Below are 20,922 nucleotides of genomic sequence, written 5' to 3'. Positions count from 1 at the left end.
AATACAACCATAGCGCTGCAATTAATTGCAGCGCTTTTTTATTATTAAGCTATTTTAAAGCAACCACTCGCTCGCGCAAATCATCGGCATTAACGTTCTGTGCAGCCACCATTTCACCAATAGTCACACTGACCAACGACCACTTTGGTCTAGGCAATCGCCACTTTGTTTTTCGACTAAACATACTGCCCCATAGTCCATCTAAATGAACAGGAATAACAGGCACCGGTGTGCGCTGAATTATTTTTTCAATGCCACGGCGAAATACATCAACTTCGCCATCTCCACTGAGCTTGCCTTCAGGAAAAATTCCCACCAGCTCTCCACGCTCTAGTGCCTGAGCGATATCGTCAAAGGCTTTATTAAACGCCTTAGGATTTGCTTTTTCACTATCAATTGGAATGGCTTTGGCCATTTTAAACAACCAATTAAGTGCTGGTGAATAATAAATAGGGGCAAACACGACAAACCGAATTGGCCTAGGTGACGCGGCTAAAATAAACATCCAATCAACAAAGCTAACATGGTTACTCACCACCACGGCAGCCCCATCATCGGGCATATTAAGCGTTCCCTTAGTGCGTACTCGATACATACAAATCGCTAAAATATAAATAATAAAACGTAAGAAAAACTCAGGCACTTTGCTATATATGTACAGCGATATCAGTAAATTAAGCCCTGCTAATAACAACAGTAATTGTGAAATCTCCCAGTGTAAAAGCGTTAGGGTAACAATACTTAAAACAGCGCTGCCCACCATAAATAAGGCGTTTAGTACATTATTGGCAGCAATCACTCGTGAACGGCTATCTGGGTGAGTACGCTGCTGAATAAGTGCATACAGTGGCACCGTATAAAAACCTGCAGCTATACCAATACCAGCCATCCAAATAAAGTGCCAGAGCATATCGCCGGTATTAATCACTTGTTCAAGGGTAAGCAGCGATTCATTAGTTTGGCGATAAAACTCAATGCTTGGCTCTTGGCTTAATAAATATAAAAACAAACTAATTAAAAGCGCCCCAAAAGGCACAATGCCTAACTCAATACGTGAGCGCGATAGCTTCTCACAAAGTAAAGATCCCAATGCAATACTCAACGAAAACACCACTAAAGCTGAGGTAACCACCAGCTCATCGCCTCCCATTACATGTTTTACATAGTTAGGGAGCGCGGTTAATATCACTGCACCAATCAGCCAAAACCAGCTGATCCCCAATACTGATTTACCCACTGACTCGGTTTGTGCGTTAAGCACATTAAATACACTTTTGGTCGAGGAAATAGGATTAAGCGATACCTTTAAATTAGCATCATTCGCAGCACTTTTTGGTATAAAACGACTACTCAAATAACCAATAACCGCCAAGCTCACTATCGCGATACTGATATAAACAGGGCCTGCAGCTTGGGTTATATAATAAGTGCCAAATACGGTGCCCAATAAAATAGCCACAAAGGTGCCAGATTCAACTAACCCATTAGCTTTGGTTAATTCATGAGGAGCCACATGCTGCGGTAAAATAGAGTATTTAAGTGGCCCAAAAAAAGTGCTTTGTAAACCCATTAAAAACACAGTACCTAACATTAACCAAACCTGCTCGGTTAAAATAGATACCACGCCCACCAGCATTATTGGAATTTCGCAAAACTTTACGATGCTGATCAACTTTGATTTTTCCAACTTTTCTGCAATTTGACCAGCCATGCCCGAAAATAAAAAGAATGGCAAAATAAATAATCCCGCAGCCACGTTAGAATAAAAAGCACCATCGGCCACCGTAGCAGCCTGAAAAATTAAAATAAGCAGGATTGATTGCTTATAAATATTGTCATTTAAAGCGGAGAAAAACTGTGTCACAAACAGAGGTAAAAACCGTTTACTGCTCAGTAAAGCTCCTTGATATTGTTGTTTATTTTCCTTCATTACGGTCTCTTCAAATTAGCTACAGCGTTTAGATTACCACTGTGTAAAAGAAATACGAACCCACTTTTTTAAGTACGTGCTCAAAAATATACCTAATCGCTAACACACAATAAAAATGATTAACAAATGAACAATGCAACTAAATCTTGCGTATAAGTTGTTTATGAGTTGTAAATAAAACATCTATGTTCTAAAACTAAAAGGTGACTAAAAAAGGAGCATCTTTATGCCAACTACAAACACAATAGAAAAAGACACCAAATTCGCACGTTGTTTAGAGTGCAACAAAGTAAATACATTTGCCGCTTTTCATTGGCTTTCGTTAGCGTTTAAGGATATGGCGCGCGCGCCCATGCTGAGCTTAATTTACGGTTTAATCTTCACACTTATTCCCGTAGCGATTGTTTACTCTGTTGTACTTACCGACAGCCACCTTGCCATACTGCCAGCCACGGTTGCATTTGCCTTAATAGGTCCTGTGTTTGCGGTTGGTTTGTACGATGTGGCTTGGGAGCTTGAGAAAGGCCATAAACCTACTTTAAGCCATTCATTAAAATCGATGTTTCGTAACCCTGTAGGTGAGTGGGGTTTTGCCGTGTTACTTATGGTAATTATGATTATTTGGATGCGCTTAGCCGCAATTGTTCATGCATTGTACCCAAGCCATGCAAACCCAACATTTGAAGAGCTTTCGGCGTTTTTAACCATAGGCAGTATTATTGGCGGTATTTTACTGGTTAGTGTGTTTTCAATTTCGGCGTTCACCCCGCAAATTATGATGGAAAGACGCGTTGATATAATGACTGCCGTGGTTTCTTCAATCCATGCAGTTAAAGAAAACTTTGCAGCCATGCTGGTGTGGTCTATTTGTATATTTGTACTTGTGGCACTGGGCTTTGCTGCGGGTGCCGCTGGATTCATTATTATTATGCCACTACTTAGTTACGCTAGTTGGCACGGTTACATTGCGGTTATTAAAACTAAAAAAGAACGTGGTTACGAATAACATTCACCCATCGTCATTTTTTATCACTTAATAAAACGCTTTAGGGTGTTTTATTAAGTGATGCCTGTTTCCCTCCTGTGAATTAAATCTGCAAAAACCTTGATCTCAATAAGGTGCAAAGCTTAAAAAGCGCGCTAATATAATGTGATATACCACACGCTTTATAAAGGAATAAACATGAGTCAAAACGTTGCAGACTTAATGACACCTAACCCATTCTCAGTGAATATAAAAAGTACTTTGCACGACGCACATAATTTAATGAAAGAAAAAAATGTTCGTCACATTCCCGTTATCGACGAAGATGGCGCATTTGTTGGCATGCTTACGCAAAAAATTATGATCGCCAAAGTAATGGGGATCATGGCTACTTTTGGCGCAAATGCACTACAACGCAAAGAAAAACTCACAAAAGTAGAAGATATTATGGTGAGTGACTTTATTAGTGTCACTCCAGCCCAGCCATTATCAGATGTGGTTAAGTTTTTTGTAGAGAATCGCCATGGCTGTATGCCTGTGGTTAGCGAGCAAGGTCAGCTGGTAGGTATTTTAACCTCTTCTGATTTTGTGCGCTTAGCTGCGGCGCTATTATCTTAATTAATAGCACAATAAAAAACCTGCGTTTTGAATTTACGCAAAGCGCAGCTATTTTTATAAACAAATACCTACCCAGAAGCCTCTTCGTATATAGCTAAGTCACTAACAGCCTGTTATGGTAAACAGCTCTTTTCAGCAGTTATTACTAAAAGGTAATTTGTCATATGGCTAATCAATTAAATGTATTGGGAACTCGCCTACAGCTATGTTGTGGCAATGGCGGCTATACTCGCGAAGGGTTTTGCTATGTGCCAGATTCAGACTTTGGTAATCACAGTGTGTGCGCCATTATGACCGACGAATTTTTGCAATTTTCTAAGGCGCAAGGTAACGATTTAATTAGCCCTAATCCTTTGTATGATTTTGCGGGCTTAAAAGCTGGCGATAAGTGGTGCTTATGTGCGATTCGTTGGTATCATGCCATTGCTGCAAATGTTGCTCCTCCTGTTGTACTTGAAGCAACAAACCAAAAAGCGCTAGATATTATTCCCCTTGAAGTATTAAAAGCACATCAATATACTGGGTAATGATTTGAGCGCTCAGCTTGCAATATTAAAGTATTATAACCACCCTTTATGTTTAAAAAATAAATAAGGGGCAAAGCCCGACAGCAACATAATGCCAATTGCAAATGGATAACCCCATTCCCATTGTAGCTCAGGCATTATATTAAAATTCATACCATACACACTAGCCACTACTGTAGGCGGTAAGAAAACCACTGAGGCAATAGAAAAGGTTTTAATAATTTGATTTTGTTCAATATTAATAAAGCCTTGTGTTGAATCCATCAAAAAGTTCACCTTGTCGAACAAAAAGGTACAGTGCGACATTAAAGTTTCTATATCGAGTACAATTTCTCGAAGAGATTCGCGCTCGTCATTTTGCGCGCCTATACGGCGTATTAAGAACGAAATATTGCGTCGCGTATCCATTAAACATAAACGCACTTTACCATTAGCATCTTCTAAGCGAGCTATGCGACCAACCGCCTCTTCTAAGTCTGAGTTATCTTCTTCAAGTACATAAGCACTGAGCTTCTCTAATTGATGGTGCATGTCTTCGAGCATATCCGCGTGGTTTTCAACTTTTTGATCAAATAAAGTGATTAATAATTGTTTTGCTGTATCGCATGCCACCTGACCTTTTCGCGCTCTTAAGCGCAGTAGTCTAAAATCAGCCAATTCCTCATCACGAATAGTAAGTAAGCAATTGTTTTGCAACAAACAAGCTACCGTTACAGTATTAAATCGCCCTTCATTAGGTGACATAAACAATGCATGCACATGTAAACCTTCATTATCGATAAAGCACCTTGACGACGTTTCAATCTCTTCTACATCTACCGAATCTGGAAAAGTTATATTGAGCGTTTTTGCAAGCGCATTTTGCTCCTGCGGTGTTGGATTAATAGTATCAATCCAATGTGCATTCTTTATGGATACTTCAACAGGGGTATCAGGTAAAGGCTCTAACTCTTTGATCACTCCTTGCTCGATGGAAAAAAATCTCAACATACACTTCTCCTTTAATGAATCTTTAAGTTGAGTATATGTAACAGGACATTAATCAACAATGATAATACCTTCATTATAACCACTATAAAGGGCACGCTATTCGCTAACACTTTAAAGTACTGCTGTTTTGCAGAATTTACAAAAAAGTGCATATTTTTCATATGCACTTAATCTTGCTGCTTTATCAAGTACTATAAATAAAAATTAAACTGCTATTTTTCAGTTAGTTAAAACTATGTCACTATCGGCATGACGATTGCTTCTATAAATACAAGAGGTGTTCGTTATCGCAATTTAAATACTCACTAGAGTAAAGCGAGCACTATTTTTGAAATAGTAGGAGGAATCATGAGTAACAGTAATAATGCAAATAAAGTCGCTGAATTTACCGCTCCCGGTGTAGAAAACGAATCAGCAAATAAAGCAATATCTGTACTAGAAAATCGCATGGTAGCGCTAATTGATTTACAGCTAACTTTAAAACATATTCATTGGAATGTAGTAGGTCCAAACTTTATTGGCGTACATGAAATGCTAGACCCACAAGTAGAAACCGTCCGTGAAATGACCGACACCATAGCAGAACGTATTGCCACTTTAGGCGGCGTCCCAGTTGGCACACCAAAATCGATTGTTGAGCGTCGTACATGGGAAGATTACGCCATAGGTAAAGGCTTAGTAACTGAACACTTAGCCGCATTAGACAAAGTATATAACGGCGTTAACGGTGATCACCGTAAAGCCATAGAATCACTTGCTGAGCTTGATCCGGTATCTGAAGATATGATCATTGCGCAACTTGCAGAGCTTGAGCAATATCAGTGGTTTGTTCGCGCCCACATAGAATCATCTACTGGTCAATTGAACAGCTAATTTTTAAAGCAGTCATTTGACTTACAAAGCCCAGTAACTTGCTGGGCTTTTTTGTTTTTAAACTATATTCCTCTTATTAATATACTAGAAATCCCCCTATTTAGCGCATCTAACACGTTTAGTTACTATACTTATTATTAAAGAGAACTTACTATCGACTCCTAATTATTAGCAGGGAATTTGAAGTGTTGTCGCGTCTATATAGCTTTATGCCAGGTTTACACACCTTATTTAATTATCAACGCCAATGGTTTTCTGATGATGTGAGGGCGGCATTATCGGTTGCAGCCGTTGCTTTACCTGTTGCTATAGCTTATGCGCAACTTACAGGCGTTAATGCTGCAGTTGGCCTGTATTCTTGCGTATTACCTATGATGCTTTATGCACTTTTTGGTACCTCTAAACAGCTTATTATTGGCCCTGATGCCGCAACATGTGCGGTTATTGCTGCAGTTGTTACTCCACTCGCTGCAGGCGATAGCTTTAAACATTGGCAATTAGTGATCACCATGACCGCAATGACCGGTTTTTGGTGCTTTATTGCCAGCCGCTTTAAGCTAGGTGTATTAGCCGACTTTTTATCTAAACCAATTTTAATGGGGTTATTAAACGGTGTGGCTATTACCATTATTGTTGGTCAGTTTTCTAAAGTATTTGGCTTTACCTTTGATGAGCGCTACTTGCTTGAGCGTTTAGGTGGCGTTCCTACGTATTTATCGCAAACTCATATTCCCACCTTACTAATGGCTTTATTTACCCTCGGCGTTTACTTTGTGTTAAAGCGCTTAAAACCTACATGGCCAGCCTCTATGTTTGCCATTGCACTAGGTGCGGTATTCGTTTGGTTATTTAATTTAGAGCAGTTTGAAATAAAAACCATAGGCACAGTAACCGGTGGTTTGCCTGTGTTTAACACCCCAGTATTTGATGTGGGTATTATTCGAGAACTTGTTGTACCGGCACTCAACTTAGCCATAGTTAGCTTTGTCAGCATGATGCTAACAGCGCGAAGCTTTGCAGCAAAGAATGGCTACGACATCGATGCCGATAAAGAATTTAGAGCCTTGGGCATCGCTAATTTAGCGTCAGCATTATCACAAGGCTTTGCCGTTAGTGGTGCCGACTCACGCACAGCCGTAAACGACGACTCTGGCGGAAAAACCCAATTAGTTTCGATTATAGCTGCCGCTATTATTGGCGTTATCGCTCTTTTTTTAACGGCGCCGCTTGAATTTATTCCCAGTGCTGCACTCGGGATTGTATTAATAATTGCCTCTGTTCACCTGCTTGATTTAAAGGCAGTCTGGCAATTAAAATTTAAAGATAAGCAGGCATTTTACTTAGCCTCAGCCACACTTTTTGCTGTGCTGTTTATTGGTGTTATACCAGGAATTACCCTTGCTGTATTACTAGGGTTATTTCAATTTATTCGAACTGTTATGCGCCCATCAGACACCATTTTAGGTGTGGATATAAAAGGCGTAGTAAGAAGCTTAGACGAAACAGATAAAGCCAAAGCAGTACAAGGGGTTTTTATATATCGCTTTAATTCTCCTTTAACCTATTTTAATGCCAGTTATTTTAAACGCCGCTTGTTAGAGCAATATGCAAGACAAAAAGACGACACACAATGTGTCATTATTGATGCTGTGCCCTGCTTCACTCATCTTGATTTAAGCGTTATGGCCATGCTCGCAGACCTAGATGTGATATTTAAAAAACGAGGTATTCGATTAGAGCTAGCGGGAAGAAAACGCCAGCTACTTTCTTGGTTTAAAACCGCTGGTATCGCCTCAGGTAAAGACGGTATTTATATTCATTCAGACTTATACATTGCCTTACAAAAAAACAGCGTCAGTCAGCATGTCGACGAGGTTACGATGTTTCAATCGCAAAACTCCGAAGAGATAAATGCAGGTAATAATTAGGGTTATTATTTTTCCTCAACTACACTAGGGTCTGTTGACCTTTGTGGATTAAAATTTGTTCAAACTAGGGGCGGTTTAATCGCGGCGCGAGGTTTGTAACCTAGTGGGCTAAGTAAAAACCGAGTAATAAAGAGTAAATCGTCCCTAGGCAGAACCCTTCGGGCAGCGCCTGTTTGGCATTGATGCTACGTTATCGCCTATTTATGGGGAATAACCACACCACATAGGCTCTGTCTTGCCTAAATACCAAACAGACTGCTGCAAATTTAACCTTGAAAGGTCAACAGACCCTAGATGAGTCATTTATTGTGAATGACTCTTTATAAAAACAATAGAGTGTTCAAGCATTTTAATAAATCAACACTTAATAATAAGCGTAGCCTTATTGCCTTTTCTTGCTACTTACTAAACCTTAAAAATACAAACAATAGCCAGATGCAAATATCATACAGCGCAGTAAATACATAGTTTAGTCGCTAATGCGGTCGCTTTTAGTTTTAGCTAATTAGCCATAAGTTGTTTATGGCTATGGTTTATCAATTGCCGCACACTAAACCAATGAAAGACAAAGGAGCTACCATGAAATATACATTAATAATTTTATGCTTAATTGCACTTGCAGGTTGCGATAGAGGCGTTGATTCTCCAAGAGGATTTAGCTTACCAGAGGGAAATGCTGAAAAAGGTAAAGCCGTTTTTATAAAGTATGAGTGTTTGGCATGCCATACACTTGCAGGCGTAGAAGATGACAGTATAAAAAAACATGACGATATTTCTATCAGACTAGGCGTTAATAAAACCAAAATAGTCACTTATGCTGAGTTAGTTACATCGGTTATTAACCCTTCTCACCGCTTTTCAAGGCCTTACAGAGCTGATGCTAGAACCCCCGATGGAGCATCTAAAATGACGGTATTTAACGACACCATGACCGTTTCTGAACTCACTGATTTAGTGACCTTTTTACAACCAAATTATAAGCTTATTCCTTATCATAGAACGAAGTACTCTGATTACAAATAAATACTTATAAGTAAACATCAAAAAAAAGCCGTTATTAAACAACGGCTTTTTATTATAGATTATGGATAACCCTATTCAGCATTAACCATGTCTTCAAACTTCATACCGGTTAATTTAGTCAGTACTTTAATTACATAAACAAAAATACCAATGAGCATGAGCATAGACGGAATAGCAATTACCGGATAACTCAGTAACGTCATTTCGCCAAGCTGTTCGTTAAATTCAACGGAGCCTGCAGGGCTGGTAACAATCCATTTAGCAAGGATGTAATTCATCGTAGATGAAAACACAAAGGTCAGCGCTAAGAGGTAATTAGCATTGGTGATTTTTTGTTTAAAGCTTTGTGTATTGCCTCGTGCATCTAAGGCATCGTAAATAGTATCTAGCTTAAATAAAAGTGAGTTTAATAAAAGTTTGGCTAGCAGGGGTTTACCAAAAAAACCCGACATCAGCACGGTAAAACCAATGATTGCCGGAATAGCTGCTTCTTTAATAGCTAACCACTCAACGTTTAGCTCAAACAAGGCAATACCACCGGTAAGCAAAGTACTTAAAAAGCCTAAAAGCGAGATGAAGTTTAATGAGCCAGCTTTAATAAAATCATAAATCCCATAGCTAATGGGGAATATAAGCGCGACAATTAAACCAGCCACACTGCCTAAATATTCAGGGCCAGAAAACTTCATTAAAATGACTGAAGGGATGATGATATTAAAGACTATTTCGATAAGCGGATTATTTTTTTTACGCTTATTTGTAGCTTGATTATTACTGGTCATTTTTAGTTCCAAAAAATATTACTGCTGCCATTAATTTCCCCTAATGTGGAATAAATAATGCTAAACATTGCTTCTTTGCATAATACCCGCAATACGCTCGCTATTCTAGCATGGCACTTAGTCATATTATTTTATTATGTCGCGCTTACTCTGCAGTAATATAGGTATAAATTGAGGCGTTAATTAAATCACCAGTCGTATTTTCAGCCCTCAAAGACTATATTAAAGCTACAAAAAATAAATTAGTTTAAAGTCATGCTCAGTAGTAAGTATTTATCTACATCGTACTTTTGGTTATTTTTATTGATGGTTTGTGTGCATCAAAAGGCCGCTGCCAAACAAATTATTGCTGTTGCCGAATTAAGTGGACTGTTTCAACACGCTGCTAATAATCAACACCAAGGGGTTTATCATGCGTTATTAACCAAAGCACTCGCAGATACAAAACTGAGTGATCAATACATAATTGAAGTCATGCCAATGAAACGCGCTAAGCTTGAGTTTTTAAAACAAACTGTTGCTTGCTATGCACCAGGTGAGGACACCTTTGATGGCTCAGAAGGGATTACATTACCTAAAAACATTTTACACAGCACACCTTTTAACAAAGCACTGATCAAAGTGGTTTCTAATAACCCAAAGCGAGTTATTTCAAACGTAGGCCAAATTAATAACAGCGATATTATTAGCATTGTTCGAGGGGTGCCCAGTAGTCGTGAGCTAGATAGAATAAAAGAAAAAGCCAAAATAGTAATTGAAGTAAATAGCGAAATGGAAAGCTTACAACTTTTATTACTCGGGCGAGTAGACTTAATATTAGCGTTTTACCCCGATATTAACTTTGCCTATAAAGCGTTAAATATACACCCCCATCTACCCTATAGTAATAACTACTCACCGGTGAGCATTAACGATAATATTATTTGCCACCCAAGCTATAAAAAAGACTTTGAAAAAATAAACAAAAAAATTACCGAATATCTGCAAAACGGTGAAATGAAAATATTATTAAATGATTATTTTATTCATTAACCTCTATTTAAAGCCTGCATAGGGTTGCGCCATATAAAACTCCCTTTTACAGCTTGGAAAACCTTCTCGCTTGCTCTAGTATCTAGTTGTCTTAGCTCATAATTTGCATTTTAATGAAATCATTTCCGTCACTGTACTTTGCCAATTTATTTTTAATTATTGGTACCGGTTTACTTACTACCTATTTAGCGCTTTATTTAGGTAAACAAGGCACGTCTACGTTTTGGATAGGCTTAATGACCTCGTGTTATTACCTTGGCTTATTACTGGGTTCAAAACTTGGCTATCATCTTATTAAATCGGTAGGTCACATCAGAACCTTTGCCGCCAGTACTGCTGCAGTGACAGCCTGTGTGGCTGCTCACGGCGTGAGTGATAATCTTTATATATGGTTAGGCCTTAGGCTTTTTGTTGGCTTAGGTATGATGTGTAATTACATGGTGCTAGAAAGCTGGCTGAATGAACAGTCAGCCCCCGAATCACGCGGCCGCGTATTCTCGTTTTATATGATCACTTCATACTTGGGGATGATTTTAGGGCAATTAGCGCTCGCACAATTTCCTGAGTTAGGTTATGCGCCGCTATTTTTAGTCTGCATGGCGTTAGCAATCGGTATTATTCCTATTTCTATCACCCGCAGAATTCACCCAAAACCCTTAAAACCGATAAAAATGAGCCTATTTGATTACGCTAAAAAAGTGCCACAATCGCTTACTGCGGTGCACTTTGCAGGCATTATCAATGGTAGCTTTTATGGTCTAGCACCTATTTTTGCTAAGCTATCAGGCTTTAACGCCGCTGAAATTGCTATTTTTATGTCGCTAACTATTTTAGCCGGCCTGCTAGCCCAGTGGCCAATGGGCATGCTTTCTGACCGTATTCGCCGTAGTTTATTAATTCGTACTAATGCCATAGCCATAGGCATTGTGAGTTTGGCATTGTTTTTATTACCAAGCTCACAGTTAATTGCTTACATACTCACCTTTATATTTGGTTTGTTTGCCTTTACTTTATATCCGCTTTGTTCGGCATTGGCCAATTCGCGAGTTGAAGACGAAGAACGCGTAGGCGTGTCATCAGCGTTATTGGTTGCTTTTGGCGCTGGTGCGGCAATAGGCTCAACAGTTAACGCACAGATCATGAGCTACTTTGGTCACCAAGCATTGTATGCGTCTATTTCGCTATTAACCGTAACCATGTATTTATTACTCACGTTTATTAATTCTAAACAAAAAGTAGAGCAGCCTGAACCCAGTGATTATGTAGTCGGTACGTCCGATGTAACTAACTCACCACTTGCTGCCACTATGGATCCGCGTATTGAAGAAACCACCGCACAAGATCAAATGTTGGTTGTGGATGATGAAGAAATAAATGATGCGTTTTTTGAACATCCCCAAGGGGAGCTGTTTAAAGATCTAGGAAACGAGCAAAAAAGTGCATAGCGCTTACGCTATGAACTAACAACAACTAATGAACGCTCAATAGCGCTTCACTTTCAGCCTCAATTAAATGAAGCGTCTCAAAAGTTAGCCAACAAAATTAGAGAAAATATCAATAATTTTTAAGCTAATAATAGCAATAACAAACACCTAACAATTAACGCTGTTTACAATTAAAAACAATAATAATTACATATTAACCACTTTTTGTTTATAAATGATCTCGGAACGGATTCTTGAACAATGTCATAAGCTTATCAGTGTAAACACATCTCCAAGCGTTCGATAGCGCACTCAAGCAACTGAGCTTTGTGCAACGCGAAGCCATTACCTTACAACAAGAAGGCTTTAGCCTTGCCGACATAGAGCTTATAACGCAAAGCAACCATGAGAGCGTAAAAACAAGGCTGCGCTATGCCAAGCAAAACCTTAAACGTTTATTAGGAGCAAACAATGAACAAGCCTGATGAGCAGTTTGATCAAAAGCTCACTCAACACTACAAAGAGCGAAAAGCACGCACTACACTACAAAGAGCGAAAAGCACGCACTACACTCAGCGCTTCCCAGCAAAAAGCGTTACTTAATAATGCCAGCCATAAAAAGCCCTCAAGGCTTAGTTTTACGCTACAGTTAACCAGCCTTGCCTGCGCACTGGGCGTATTCGCATTTATTGTGTTTGATAGTAACGAGGGCATTAACTACGCACCTAAAACGGTGCTTAACAGCTCATTTAAAACTATAGACATTCACGACTATTCAATTATTAAAACCCACGAAATAAACCCATCGGGCAGTTACACAAGCGCCATTACCGAGCAAAAACACGCACTCGACACTCAACATGCTAATAGCTTGCGCTTACACCAACAACGCCACATAGAATACGGCACTCTCGTAAAGGTTGATAACGACTGGTACATAGCCAGCTGTAATGACGAGGTACTGGTACAAATTAAGCAGTCGCTCTTAAGTGATTTAAAGGGAAGGCACGCAGTGGAAAGTAATATAAATACCGGTGATATGCTCGCTATGGCGCATAACGGTAAAGGGCAGATTATTGCGCTTAAACATGCGGGAACTGGAGTTAGGCAGTGTGGGGTTTAGATTACAATGAGTTTATTCATCTGAATCTATTTTCTAGCATAGGTATACCAAGGGTTCGAGAAGATTAAAAAGTTTAATTTGTGTAAGATAAAGGAAAACAGAATAAAGTATGAATAAGCCAAAGGAAAACTATGGATAATTTTAAAATATGGTTTCAACGGTTAACATTTGCTAATTTTATTACTTTTAGTATTTATTTCCTATATTCTTTGGGTACCTAACGGAAAGTGGGGGACATTAAGCGATGTTATTATAGCTACGTTCACTTTCATAATAGCGTACACAACTACATTACTTTTGGTCGCGGCTTACATAGCGGGAAACTCTTGGTTTGACCAATTTAAATATCAAAAAGAAAATGAATTTATCGAAACCTTAGTATCTATATTTATATTGAATCAGATTATCAGAGAGTACAACAATCGCTTAAGTATGTATCAAGATTTAATCCACAAAGAAGAAGGTGATCAGAAAAAATTTCCAAGCGAAGCTGAAGGTTTTTTACAAAGTAATGGGATAGATACTTCTGTAAAAACGTACTCCATATCAGATATTATTAATTTCAAAAAATATTATGATTTCATACAACCTAGAAATAGAGAAAAGATTCTCGAATCAATAGTTGACAATAAAAAATATAAAGCTTGGTATATCTAGTGAAGAACTTAATGATGATATCAGCTTACTTAGAAATTCAGAAAAAGAAGATGATCATTCATCATCAAAGAAAATTATAGAAAAATATGCAGATAGCTTGGGCCTAAAAGACTTTACCTTAGTTACAACAAATAGATTCGAAGAATATAAAAAGGGTAGCTTTTAAAACGTAGACTTGCGTTCATCAATCAAGCAAAAACTGATTAAGTTTTTCGCACTTATTTCCGGTAAACGCCCGACGCGCTAGCAAGCTAAGCGCCTACAAAACAGTGTATATACTTGGCTTTAAAGCGGTGAAATATATTGGCGATACGTTGGGTTTCGTGTCACTCAACCCAACCTACGTCACTAATATCTTATAAATCAGCGTTAATGACTACTGCTTTAAAAGTCGTTGTTCTGGATTGTGTAAGTATTTTAAGCCGATGGTCACTATACGTGTATGTACCATTGTTATAACGCGTAGTTGAACATTACCAATAACCACAATTGAGCCTTTACTGATTTCTCCTGAGAGCTTTTGGTTGATCACCTCTTCCAAGCTTATACCCTCTGGCGCGTCTATTTTCATGTGGTATGAGTAAAATATATCGCCTACTAGCGTAACCCCTTTCACTTTAAGTTCGTTGCGCGCTAAATGACTGTCTTGGTGGTTTGTTTTATCGGTTGCTGTAAAAACTAAATCAACAAAAGGTCTGTTATCGGGTTTTAAAACAACAAATAAATGATCGTTTGGTTTTAGTTTTGTTGAGCCGCGTGGCGGTATGATTGAAGGCCCTCGTGTGATCATGGCTACAACTACACTTTCTGGCAGTGCAGCATGAGACAAACTGCGCCCAGAAACGCGAGAAACATCACTTAACGTGTACTCTACAATTTCTATATCAATATCATTTAAGGCGGTAATTTCGAGCGTTGCAGCTGCTAAATCGGGTGGCGGCTCTATTAAACTTAACTTTTTAGCCATCCAAGGCATAGTTGAGCCTTGCAATGTGGCCGAGATTAACACCACGAAAAAAACCACATTAAAAATAAGCTCCGCCCCTGAAAGGCCAAACAACAGTGGGAATATAGCTAAAATAATCGGCACTGAGCCTCTTAGCCCCACCCAAGATACAAATAAAGTTTCGCGATTTTTAAAGCCAAATAATTTCAAAATTGGCGCTACCGCTAGTGGGCGAGCAACAAAAATAAGTGCCAGTGCAATTAACAACCCTTCTAACCATACATCAACCAACGACGAGGGATTAATTAAAAGCCCTAACACAACAAACATGGTTATTTGCCCAAGCCACGCTAAACCGTCATGAAACAGAAAAATACCGCGTTTATATACAAATTTACTGTTACCTAAAATAACGCCGGTTATAAATACAGCTAAAAAGCCACTGCCGCCAAGCGTTGCAGAAAGGCCAAAAGAAAGCAGCCCAAATGCGGTTACCATTACTAAATACAAACCTGATGCATTTAATTTTATTCGATTAATAAACCACACCGACACCTTACCAATTAAAAACCCACAAACGGCGCCTACGCCCATTTGCTGGGCAAATAACTGCAGTAAACCCAGCCCTATTGGCATGTCGTTCACTAGCATTTCGAGCAAACCAACCGTTAAAAAAATAGCCATTGGGTCGTTCGAGGCACTTTCTATTTCAAGGGTTGATTTAAGCTTTTTATTTAGGTGAATACCGGCGCTACGTAAAAGTGCAAATACGGCAGCGGCATCTGTAGAGCCCACAATAGCGCCCAGCAAAACGCCTTGTAATACGGGTAAGTCTAAAATATAAGTGGCGACAAGGCCGGTAATTACAGCCGTTAAAAGCACCCCGACCGTTGCTAAAGCCGAAGCAGGTTTCCACACTTGTTTAATTGAACTGGTTGGCGTTTGTAGCCCACCATCAAATAGAATAATAGCCAGTGCTAGCGTGCCCAGAGCATGCGCAGCCTCTGCGTTATCGAATGATATGCCGGCAATACCGTCTTCACCTGCAAGCATGCCCACCAGTAAAAATAGCACCAGCACGGGTAAGCCAACGCGCGCAGATAGCTTGCTCGAGATAACCCCTAGTAAAATTAAAATGGCACTAACAAGAATGATATTATCTATTACAAACATAGTGTGAGTTTTCTGCCTTGTATAAGTTAAAAAGTAAGAATTTATAGCTATTAAAAAGCTTAAAGCTCATGCCATACAATAACCTAAAAAATATAAATACGGGTACTTAACTGCATATTTAAAACAAAAAAGCCTGCGATTAAGCAGGCCTTTGAGTATTTAAACGAGCAAATTTTATAACACTATTATGCTTGTTACTAAGTACGCTATAAACGTCAGTGCGCCGCCAAATAACGCATACGGTAGCTGCGTTTTAACGTGGGTGAGTAAGTCACACCCCGAGGCGATGGCAGATACCGCGCTGGTGTCGGATATTGGGGAGCAGTGATCGCCAAATATACCGCCGCCTAAAATAGCGCCTACCACCAGCGATGGCGGTAAACCAAGCGCTTGAATAAGCGGTACACCAATGGGGATGAGGATGGCAAACGTGCCCCACGAGGTGCCTGTAGTAAACGACATAACCGCGCCAGTTAAAAACAGCACTGGTACAATTAAGTAAATAGGTAGGTAATCGCCCACTAGCGATGCGACAAATACGCCCGTGCCTAGCTCTTTTAAGCTTGCGCCCAGTGTAAGTGAAAGCAGTACAATACTCACCAGCGGTAATAACTCGCCCATGCCTTTAAAGCCGGTATCTACTAATTGATGGTGAGTAAATTGGCGCGAGCTAATCATTAAAACATATGCAACCACAATGGCTAATACCGTTGCGTATAAAACCGATTTAGAGCCGCTGCCCTCGGCAAGTACGCCGTTGCCGGTGTAAAACATAAAGCCTACCATGCTCACAATTAGGGTAAGTAATGGCACTAGCATGTAACGCGCTTTAGAGCCCTTTACTTCTTCTTTTAGTTCGGTTTTTTGCAGCTCTAGCTTTTGCTCGGCTTCTTTCATTGGGCCGTGTACTTTATCAAAGGCAATGGTATAAAAAACAATAACCAAGGTGATTATGGCGTAAAAGTTATAGCCTACGCTGCCCCACAATACCGATACCGCCGACTCGCCTAATTCGTAATTACCTAACAAGCCCAGTACGAATGCACCCCAGCCGTTTAGTAATATTAAAATACACACAGGGGCGCTGGTGCTATCGATTATGTAGGCTAAACGCGCGCGGCTCATTTTAAATTTGTCGAACAGACCGCGAGATAAAATACCCGAGGTAAGCACACTTAAGTTTGACTCTATAAATACCGCTACGCCGGTAAACATAGTTAAAAAGCCTACTTGGCGCTTACTTTTAGCAACACCTTTGTTCATTAGCAAATTAACGGTAGCAACAACACTGCCAGACTCGCGAATATAGGCCAGTAATGCGCCTATTAAAATACTAAATATGAGTATACGGGTATTACCTGGCGAGCTTGCTACCGAAATAATGCGCTCTATGGTATTTAAAAATGTATTAAATACGCTATTTCCTTCGCCCTGAATGGCCAGTAAGAACTCAGATGAAGCCACTGCCACCAAAAGCGCCATAATCACTTCTTTACGCCAAAACACGATAGCAATGGCAATCAGTGGCGGTAAAATAGAATACCAATGCATAAACAAACCTTATTTATTTTTATAATGACGACGCTTTACTTAACTTAATAGATATAAGCACTTAAGTCACTTACTAACGCTTATTGATTTAATAATGCCTCATAAACAAGCGACACAATAGAGCCGTATTGCGCTGTTTCAAAATTTTTCCCTACGAATTGATAGCGCTTTTCAGTGCCTTTAATAGGAGTATGCCGCGCATTAGTGAGTAAAATAATGGCCAAATCGTAAGCCGGATCAATCACGGTAACTGTGCCTGTCCACCCTGTGTGGCCATAGGCCTGAGCGCTGGCATAAGGGCCAAAGTGCCAGCGCCGCCCTTGGTTATTTCCCGCAAGACGAAAGCCTAACCCGTAGGTTTCATCACTGCTTTGTGGCGTTAAAAATTGCGCTAAGCTACTGGCGTTAAAAATTTGCGTATCGCCATAACCACCTTTGTTAAGTAGAACTTGGCACAGCACAGCTAAATCGGGAGCGTTACTAAATAATCCCGCATGGCCTGCAACACCGTCAAGCGAATAATAAGCACGTTCGTCATGCACCTGCCCTTGCAGTACATTGGTGCGAATATTATCAAAATGAATACGCCCATCTCGAGTATTACCGCTAAGCTCCGTGGCAGCAAACTGCTGACGATTAAAACCTTTTTTAAGCGGATTAAATAAGGTGTTATTGAGTTTTAAAGGCGCGTAAATATGCTGCTCTAGGTATTCATCGAGAGGTTGGCCGCTAATTCGCTCAATTAAAACCCCTAAAATCATGTAATCAATATCAGAGTAAACATGCGGCGCTGTAGGTTCAGCGGTTAATGGCACACTTGTTAATAATAGCTGTTTAGTGGTTTCGCTTGTTTGTGAGAAAAACGCATCGCCGTAAGCGGTGTCTTTTCGATGAAAATCAAACACTGGCGGATAACCGGCACTATGAGTTAGTAAGTCTTTTACTTGGCGGTGCTCTCGGCCATTACCCTGATACTCTTTTAGGTATGAATGCACCGTATGATTTATGTTTAACTGCCCCTCGCTGACCAACTTCATTAATGCAAAGTTAGTAGCAAATATTTTAGTATTTGAGGCTAAGTCAAATAAGGTATTGGTTTGCATAGGCTCTGGGCGCAGAAGCATTAAATCACTTTGCTGATATTGTTTTGCATCGCCATACGCAGTTAATTTTAATACCTTACCCGCTTTAACAACCGCTAATACCGCTCCTGGAAAGCCTGCTTTTATATCGTTTTCAATTAAGGTATCAACTTGGCTAAAGTCGATTTCTTTTGTGGCGCTATTTTCTAAGGTAGCAAATGCAAAGCGCAGGGTTAAACTGCCGCCAGCAGGTTGAATGTTCTCTACCTTAAAGGTGTTCACGCCGTTATGCGTATAGTGCCCTAAATTAAAGTCGTACTCGGTGTTAGCGCGTAAAGGCTCATTAAGTGAGAGCTTTTTATTATTGATGTATATATCGGCGCTAACCGCACTGACATTTTGTAGCAATAGTTGTCCACGGCCCCGGTAGGCTTTAAAAGTGCCGCGGTTATTTACATATTCTCTGCTACTGGGGTTGGGCTCAGGAAAGGTAGCAATTACCTGCGCATTAGCTAACGCGTTGATATGATTAACCGTTAAAGGGCGCTCTGATTTAATTGCTGTAGAGCGACTACAGCCCGCAATAATAATGCTCAGCAGCAATATAACTACTTTATAGTACGTTTTATTATTTATCATTTTTAAAGCCCAATGCACGCATCCCTTTTATTAATACAGCAAATATGGCGCTCTTTGCTGTTTAAACTGTTTTAGCCCGGCTTGCCAACTTTGTTTGATTTCCTCAGCTGAGTGCCCTGCTTCTATGGCGAGCCTTAATTTATCAGTTCCTGCGAGCTTATCCATAAAATCGGCACGTTCAAAAAACAGCTGTTTAGCCTGTGTAAGCTGCTGGTAAGCATTAATTAAATAATTTAAGTTTAAACCTGTGATATTACTATGGCGTAAATCAATCCCTTTCACCATTTGGTTTTTAAACTTTGGATTAAGCGCTGCGCCTTTTATTGAACGCGGGGTAAAACTAAATTCTCCAAGCGCCACCGGCGAGTAACCTATGACCTGAAAGGCAAAGTCAGTTCCCCTACCTATGCTAATAGGAGTGGCTTCAAAAAAGCAAAGTGATGGATAAAGCGCAATTGATTGATCGTTGGGTAAATTAGGGCTTGGCTTTACCGGCAAACTGTATGGCGTTGTGCGGGTGTAGCCTGCAACAGGGATCACGTTTAGCTTTAAATCACGAGCCTGATTGATCCACCCCTCACCTTTGATCATTTTAGCAAGCTCGCCTACCGTCATACCATGCAATACAGGGATTGGGTGCATACCCACAAACGATTTAAATTCTGGTTCTAATAATGGGCCGTCAACATAAGCAATATTTGGGTTTGGTCTATCGAGTACTATAAATTCAACACCTTGCTCTGCCGCGGCCTCCATCATGTAATGCATAGAGCTTATGTAGGTATAAAAACGTACGCCCACGTCTTGAATATCAAAAATAATTACATCTACATTTTGCAATGACTCGGGGGTTGGTTTTTTGTTTTTACCGTAAATAGAAATAAGCGCAATACCGGTTTTGCTATCAACGGCGTTTTGTACATGAGCACCGGCATCGTGATCGCCTCGAAAGCCATGCTCAGGTGCAAAAATTTTAGTGATGTTGATGTTTTTAGCCAACAAGCTATCAACTAAATGCGTTTGCCCCACAAGAGAGGTTTGGTTAACCACCAGCCCTACACGTTTGTTTTTTAATTGGGGTGCATACAAAGCAAATTGCTCTGCACCTACGGCGATTGCATGTTTAGTCTCATTTGCATGTGTAGCAACGGTAAAAAGTGCACTTAGTATAAAAAAGAAGGTAAAAAACACGGTTTTAAACATACAGCAAGATCCTTTTAAACAAGGCATTTAAAATAACACAGCTAAGTTTAAAGAGCAGCTTAGGTTTTAAGAATTAGCGGTCAGCGGTCAGCGGTCAGCGGTCAGCGGTCAGCGGTCAGCGGTCAGCGGTCAGCGGTCAGCGGTCAGCGGTCAGCGGTCAGCGGTCAGCGGTCAGCGGTCAGCGGTCAGCGGTCAGCGGTCAGGTAATAAAAATAAAACACCGAGCCTTTTGCAAGCGCAATTTTTATATTGTAGGCGGGAGTTTACCTCGCGCAGGTTTTAGGTTTTAGGTTTTAGGTTTTAGGTTTTAGGTTGATACGACCCCGATAAAGTAGACACGGGTTTTTAATTCATTAACTCGTATTGCATGGGACTCACATTTCCTAGCGTGCCATGCATTCTTACTGAGTTGTAGTAGTTTTCGATATAAAAGCGA

General features: G+C 40.0%; 18 protein-coding genes and 2 pseudogenes. 12 read left to right on the top strand and 8 right to left on the bottom strand.

Features of this window, described 5'->3' with window-relative positions:
• Positions 1 to 49: 49 nt before the first annotated feature.
• The gene (locus QL986_RS13300; protein ID WP_290191629.1) at positions 50 to 1,930 is read right to left on the bottom strand and encodes an MFS transporter; all 1,881 of its coding nucleotides are present in this window, start codon (positions 1,928 to 1,930) and stop codon (positions 50 to 52) included.
• A 226-nt stretch (positions 1,931 to 2,156) separates the two neighbouring features.
• Here QL986_RS13300 and QL986_RS13295 point away from each other — a divergent pair, with 226 nt between their 5' ends.
• The 3 genes from QL986_RS13295 to QL986_RS13285 all read left to right on the top strand — a co-directional run bounded on the left by QL986_RS13295 (position 2,157) and on the right by QL986_RS13285 (position 4,060).
• Positions 2,157 to 2,936 carry a DUF2189 domain-containing protein gene (locus QL986_RS13295; RefSeq protein WP_290191628.1) on the top strand — a complete coding sequence of 260 codons (780 nt, stop codon included), beginning with the start codon at positions 2,157 to 2,159 and terminating at the stop codon, positions 2,934 to 2,936.
• Between the two features lie 177 nt (positions 2,937 to 3,113).
• On the top strand, positions 3,114 to 3,533 hold the full coding sequence (locus QL986_RS13290; protein ID WP_024601435.1) for a CBS domain-containing protein: 420 nt from the start codon (positions 3,114 to 3,116) through the stop codon (positions 3,531 to 3,533).
• Between the two features lie 164 nt (positions 3,534 to 3,697).
• Positions 3,698 to 4,060 carry a DUF2237 domain-containing protein gene (locus tag QL986_RS13285; protein ID WP_016900500.1) on the top strand — a complete coding sequence of 121 codons (363 nt, stop codon included), beginning with the start codon at positions 3,698 to 3,700 and terminating at the stop codon, positions 4,058 to 4,060.
• A gap of 33 nt (positions 4,061 to 4,093) precedes the next feature.
• Here the strand turns inward: QL986_RS13285 and corA are convergent, their stop codons facing one another.
• Positions 4,094 to 5,050, bottom strand: coding sequence for a magnesium/cobalt transporter CorA (gene corA / locus QL986_RS13280; RefSeq protein WP_024601436.1), 957 nt, complete (start codon positions 5,048 to 5,050; stop codon positions 4,094 to 4,096).
• 348 nt (positions 5,051 to 5,398) lie between these two features.
• Here corA and dps point away from each other — a divergent pair, with 348 nt between their 5' ends.
• From dps to QL986_RS13265, 3 genes are all read left to right on the top strand, one after another.
• Complete coding sequence (gene dps / locus QL986_RS13275) at positions 5,399 to 5,923, top strand: DNA starvation/stationary phase protection protein Dps (RefSeq protein WP_016900503.1); 525 nt, start codon at positions 5,399 to 5,401, stop codon at positions 5,921 to 5,923.
• A gap of 185 nt (positions 5,924 to 6,108) precedes the next feature.
• Complete coding sequence (locus QL986_RS13270; protein WP_028835689.1) at positions 6,109 to 7,851, top strand: SulP family inorganic anion transporter; 1,743 nt, start codon at positions 6,109 to 6,111, stop codon at positions 7,849 to 7,851.
• A 579-nt stretch (positions 7,852 to 8,430) separates the two neighbouring features.
• Positions 8,431 to 8,874, top strand: coding sequence for a c-type cytochrome (locus QL986_RS13265; protein WP_024601438.1), 444 nt, complete (start codon positions 8,431 to 8,433; stop codon positions 8,872 to 8,874).
• A gap of 71 nt (positions 8,875 to 8,945) precedes the next feature.
• Here the strand turns inward: QL986_RS13265 and QL986_RS13260 are convergent, their stop codons facing one another.
• Positions 8,946 to 9,656: a VC0807 family protein gene (locus tag QL986_RS13260; protein ID WP_016900505.1), complete on the bottom strand. Its 711-nt coding sequence runs from the start codon at positions 9,654 to 9,656 to the stop codon at positions 8,946 to 8,948.
• Between the two features lie 255 nt (positions 9,657 to 9,911).
• On the opposite strand from QL986_RS13260, the gene QL986_RS13255 reads away from it, so the two are divergent.
• The 5 genes and pseudogenes from QL986_RS13255 (at position 9,912) to QL986_RS13235 (ending at position 13,892) form a co-directional block, all read left to right on the top strand.
• The gene (locus tag QL986_RS13255) at positions 9,912 to 10,688 is read left to right on the top strand and encodes a hypothetical protein (RefSeq protein ID WP_024601439.1); all 777 of its coding nucleotides are present in this window, start codon (positions 9,912 to 9,914) and stop codon (positions 10,686 to 10,688) included.
• A gap of 113 nt (positions 10,689 to 10,801) precedes the next feature.
• Entirely contained in the window at positions 10,802 to 12,133 is a 1,332-nt protein-coding gene (locus QL986_RS13250) for an MFS transporter (RefSeq protein ID WP_013465793.1), read from the top strand.
• Positions 12,134 to 12,405: 272 nt separating this feature from the next.
• Positions 12,406 to 12,597 (top strand): annotated as a pseudogene (locus QL986_RS13245) (sigma factor-like helix-turn-helix DNA-binding protein); the annotation flags it as partial.
• Positions 12,584 to 13,235, top strand: a pseudogene (locus QL986_RS13240) (hypothetical protein). The pseudogenes QL986_RS13245 and QL986_RS13240, both read left to right, overlap by 14 nt.
• Before the next feature lie 168 nt (positions 13,236 to 13,403).
• Positions 13,404 to 13,892: a hypothetical protein gene (locus tag QL986_RS13235; protein ID WP_138764475.1), complete on the top strand. Its 489-nt coding sequence runs from the start codon at positions 13,404 to 13,406 to the stop codon at positions 13,890 to 13,892.
• Positions 13,893 to 14,268: 376 nt separating this feature from the next.
• On the opposite strand, the gene QL986_RS13230 is transcribed toward QL986_RS13235, so the two are convergent.
• From QL986_RS13230 to QL986_RS13215, 4 genes are all read right to left on the bottom strand, one after another.
• Positions 14,269 to 16,011: a potassium/proton antiporter gene (locus QL986_RS13230; protein ID WP_138764476.1), complete on the bottom strand. Its 1,743-nt coding sequence runs from the start codon at positions 16,009 to 16,011 to the stop codon at positions 14,269 to 14,271.
• 174 nt (positions 16,012 to 16,185) lie between these two features.
• Positions 16,186 to 17,562 (bottom strand): Na+/H+ antiporter NhaC family protein, encoded by a 1,377-nt coding sequence (locus tag QL986_RS13225; RefSeq protein WP_138764477.1) that lies wholly within the window; start codon positions 17,560 to 17,562, stop codon positions 16,186 to 16,188.
• Between the two features lie 80 nt (positions 17,563 to 17,642).
• A complete protein-coding gene (gene pbp4b, locus QL986_RS13220) occupies positions 17,643 to 19,283 on the bottom strand; it encodes a penicillin binding protein PBP4B (RefSeq protein ID WP_138764478.1) in 1,641 nt (546 codons plus the stop codon).
• A 30-nt stretch (positions 19,284 to 19,313) separates the two neighbouring features.
• Positions 19,314 to 20,486 (bottom strand): DUF1343 domain-containing protein, encoded by a 1,173-nt coding sequence (locus QL986_RS13215; protein WP_138764479.1) that lies wholly within the window; start codon positions 20,484 to 20,486, stop codon positions 19,314 to 19,316.
• Between the two features lie 72 nt (positions 20,487 to 20,558).
• On the opposite strand from QL986_RS13215, the gene QL986_RS18875 reads away from it, so the two are divergent.
• Positions 20,559 to 20,693, top strand: coding sequence for a hypothetical protein (locus QL986_RS18875; RefSeq protein WP_356742204.1), 135 nt, complete (start codon positions 20,559 to 20,561; stop codon positions 20,691 to 20,693).
• Between the two features lie 138 nt (positions 20,694 to 20,831).
• Here the strand turns inward: QL986_RS18875 and QL986_RS18870 are convergent, their stop codons facing one another.
• A complete protein-coding gene (locus QL986_RS18870) occupies positions 20,832 to 20,912 on the bottom strand; it encodes an IS3 family transposase (protein WP_356736069.1) in 81 nt (26 codons plus the stop codon).
• Between the last annotated feature and the right edge of the window lie 10 nt (positions 20,913 to 20,922).

Origin of the sequence: Pseudoalteromonas sp. APC 3250 (assembly GCF_030407915.1) — a bacterium.
Taxonomy (GTDB): Bacteria; Pseudomonadota; Gammaproteobacteria; order Enterobacterales; family Alteromonadaceae; genus Pseudoalteromonas; species Pseudoalteromonas tetraodonis.
This window is presented reverse-complemented; position numbering and strand designations above follow the sequence as displayed.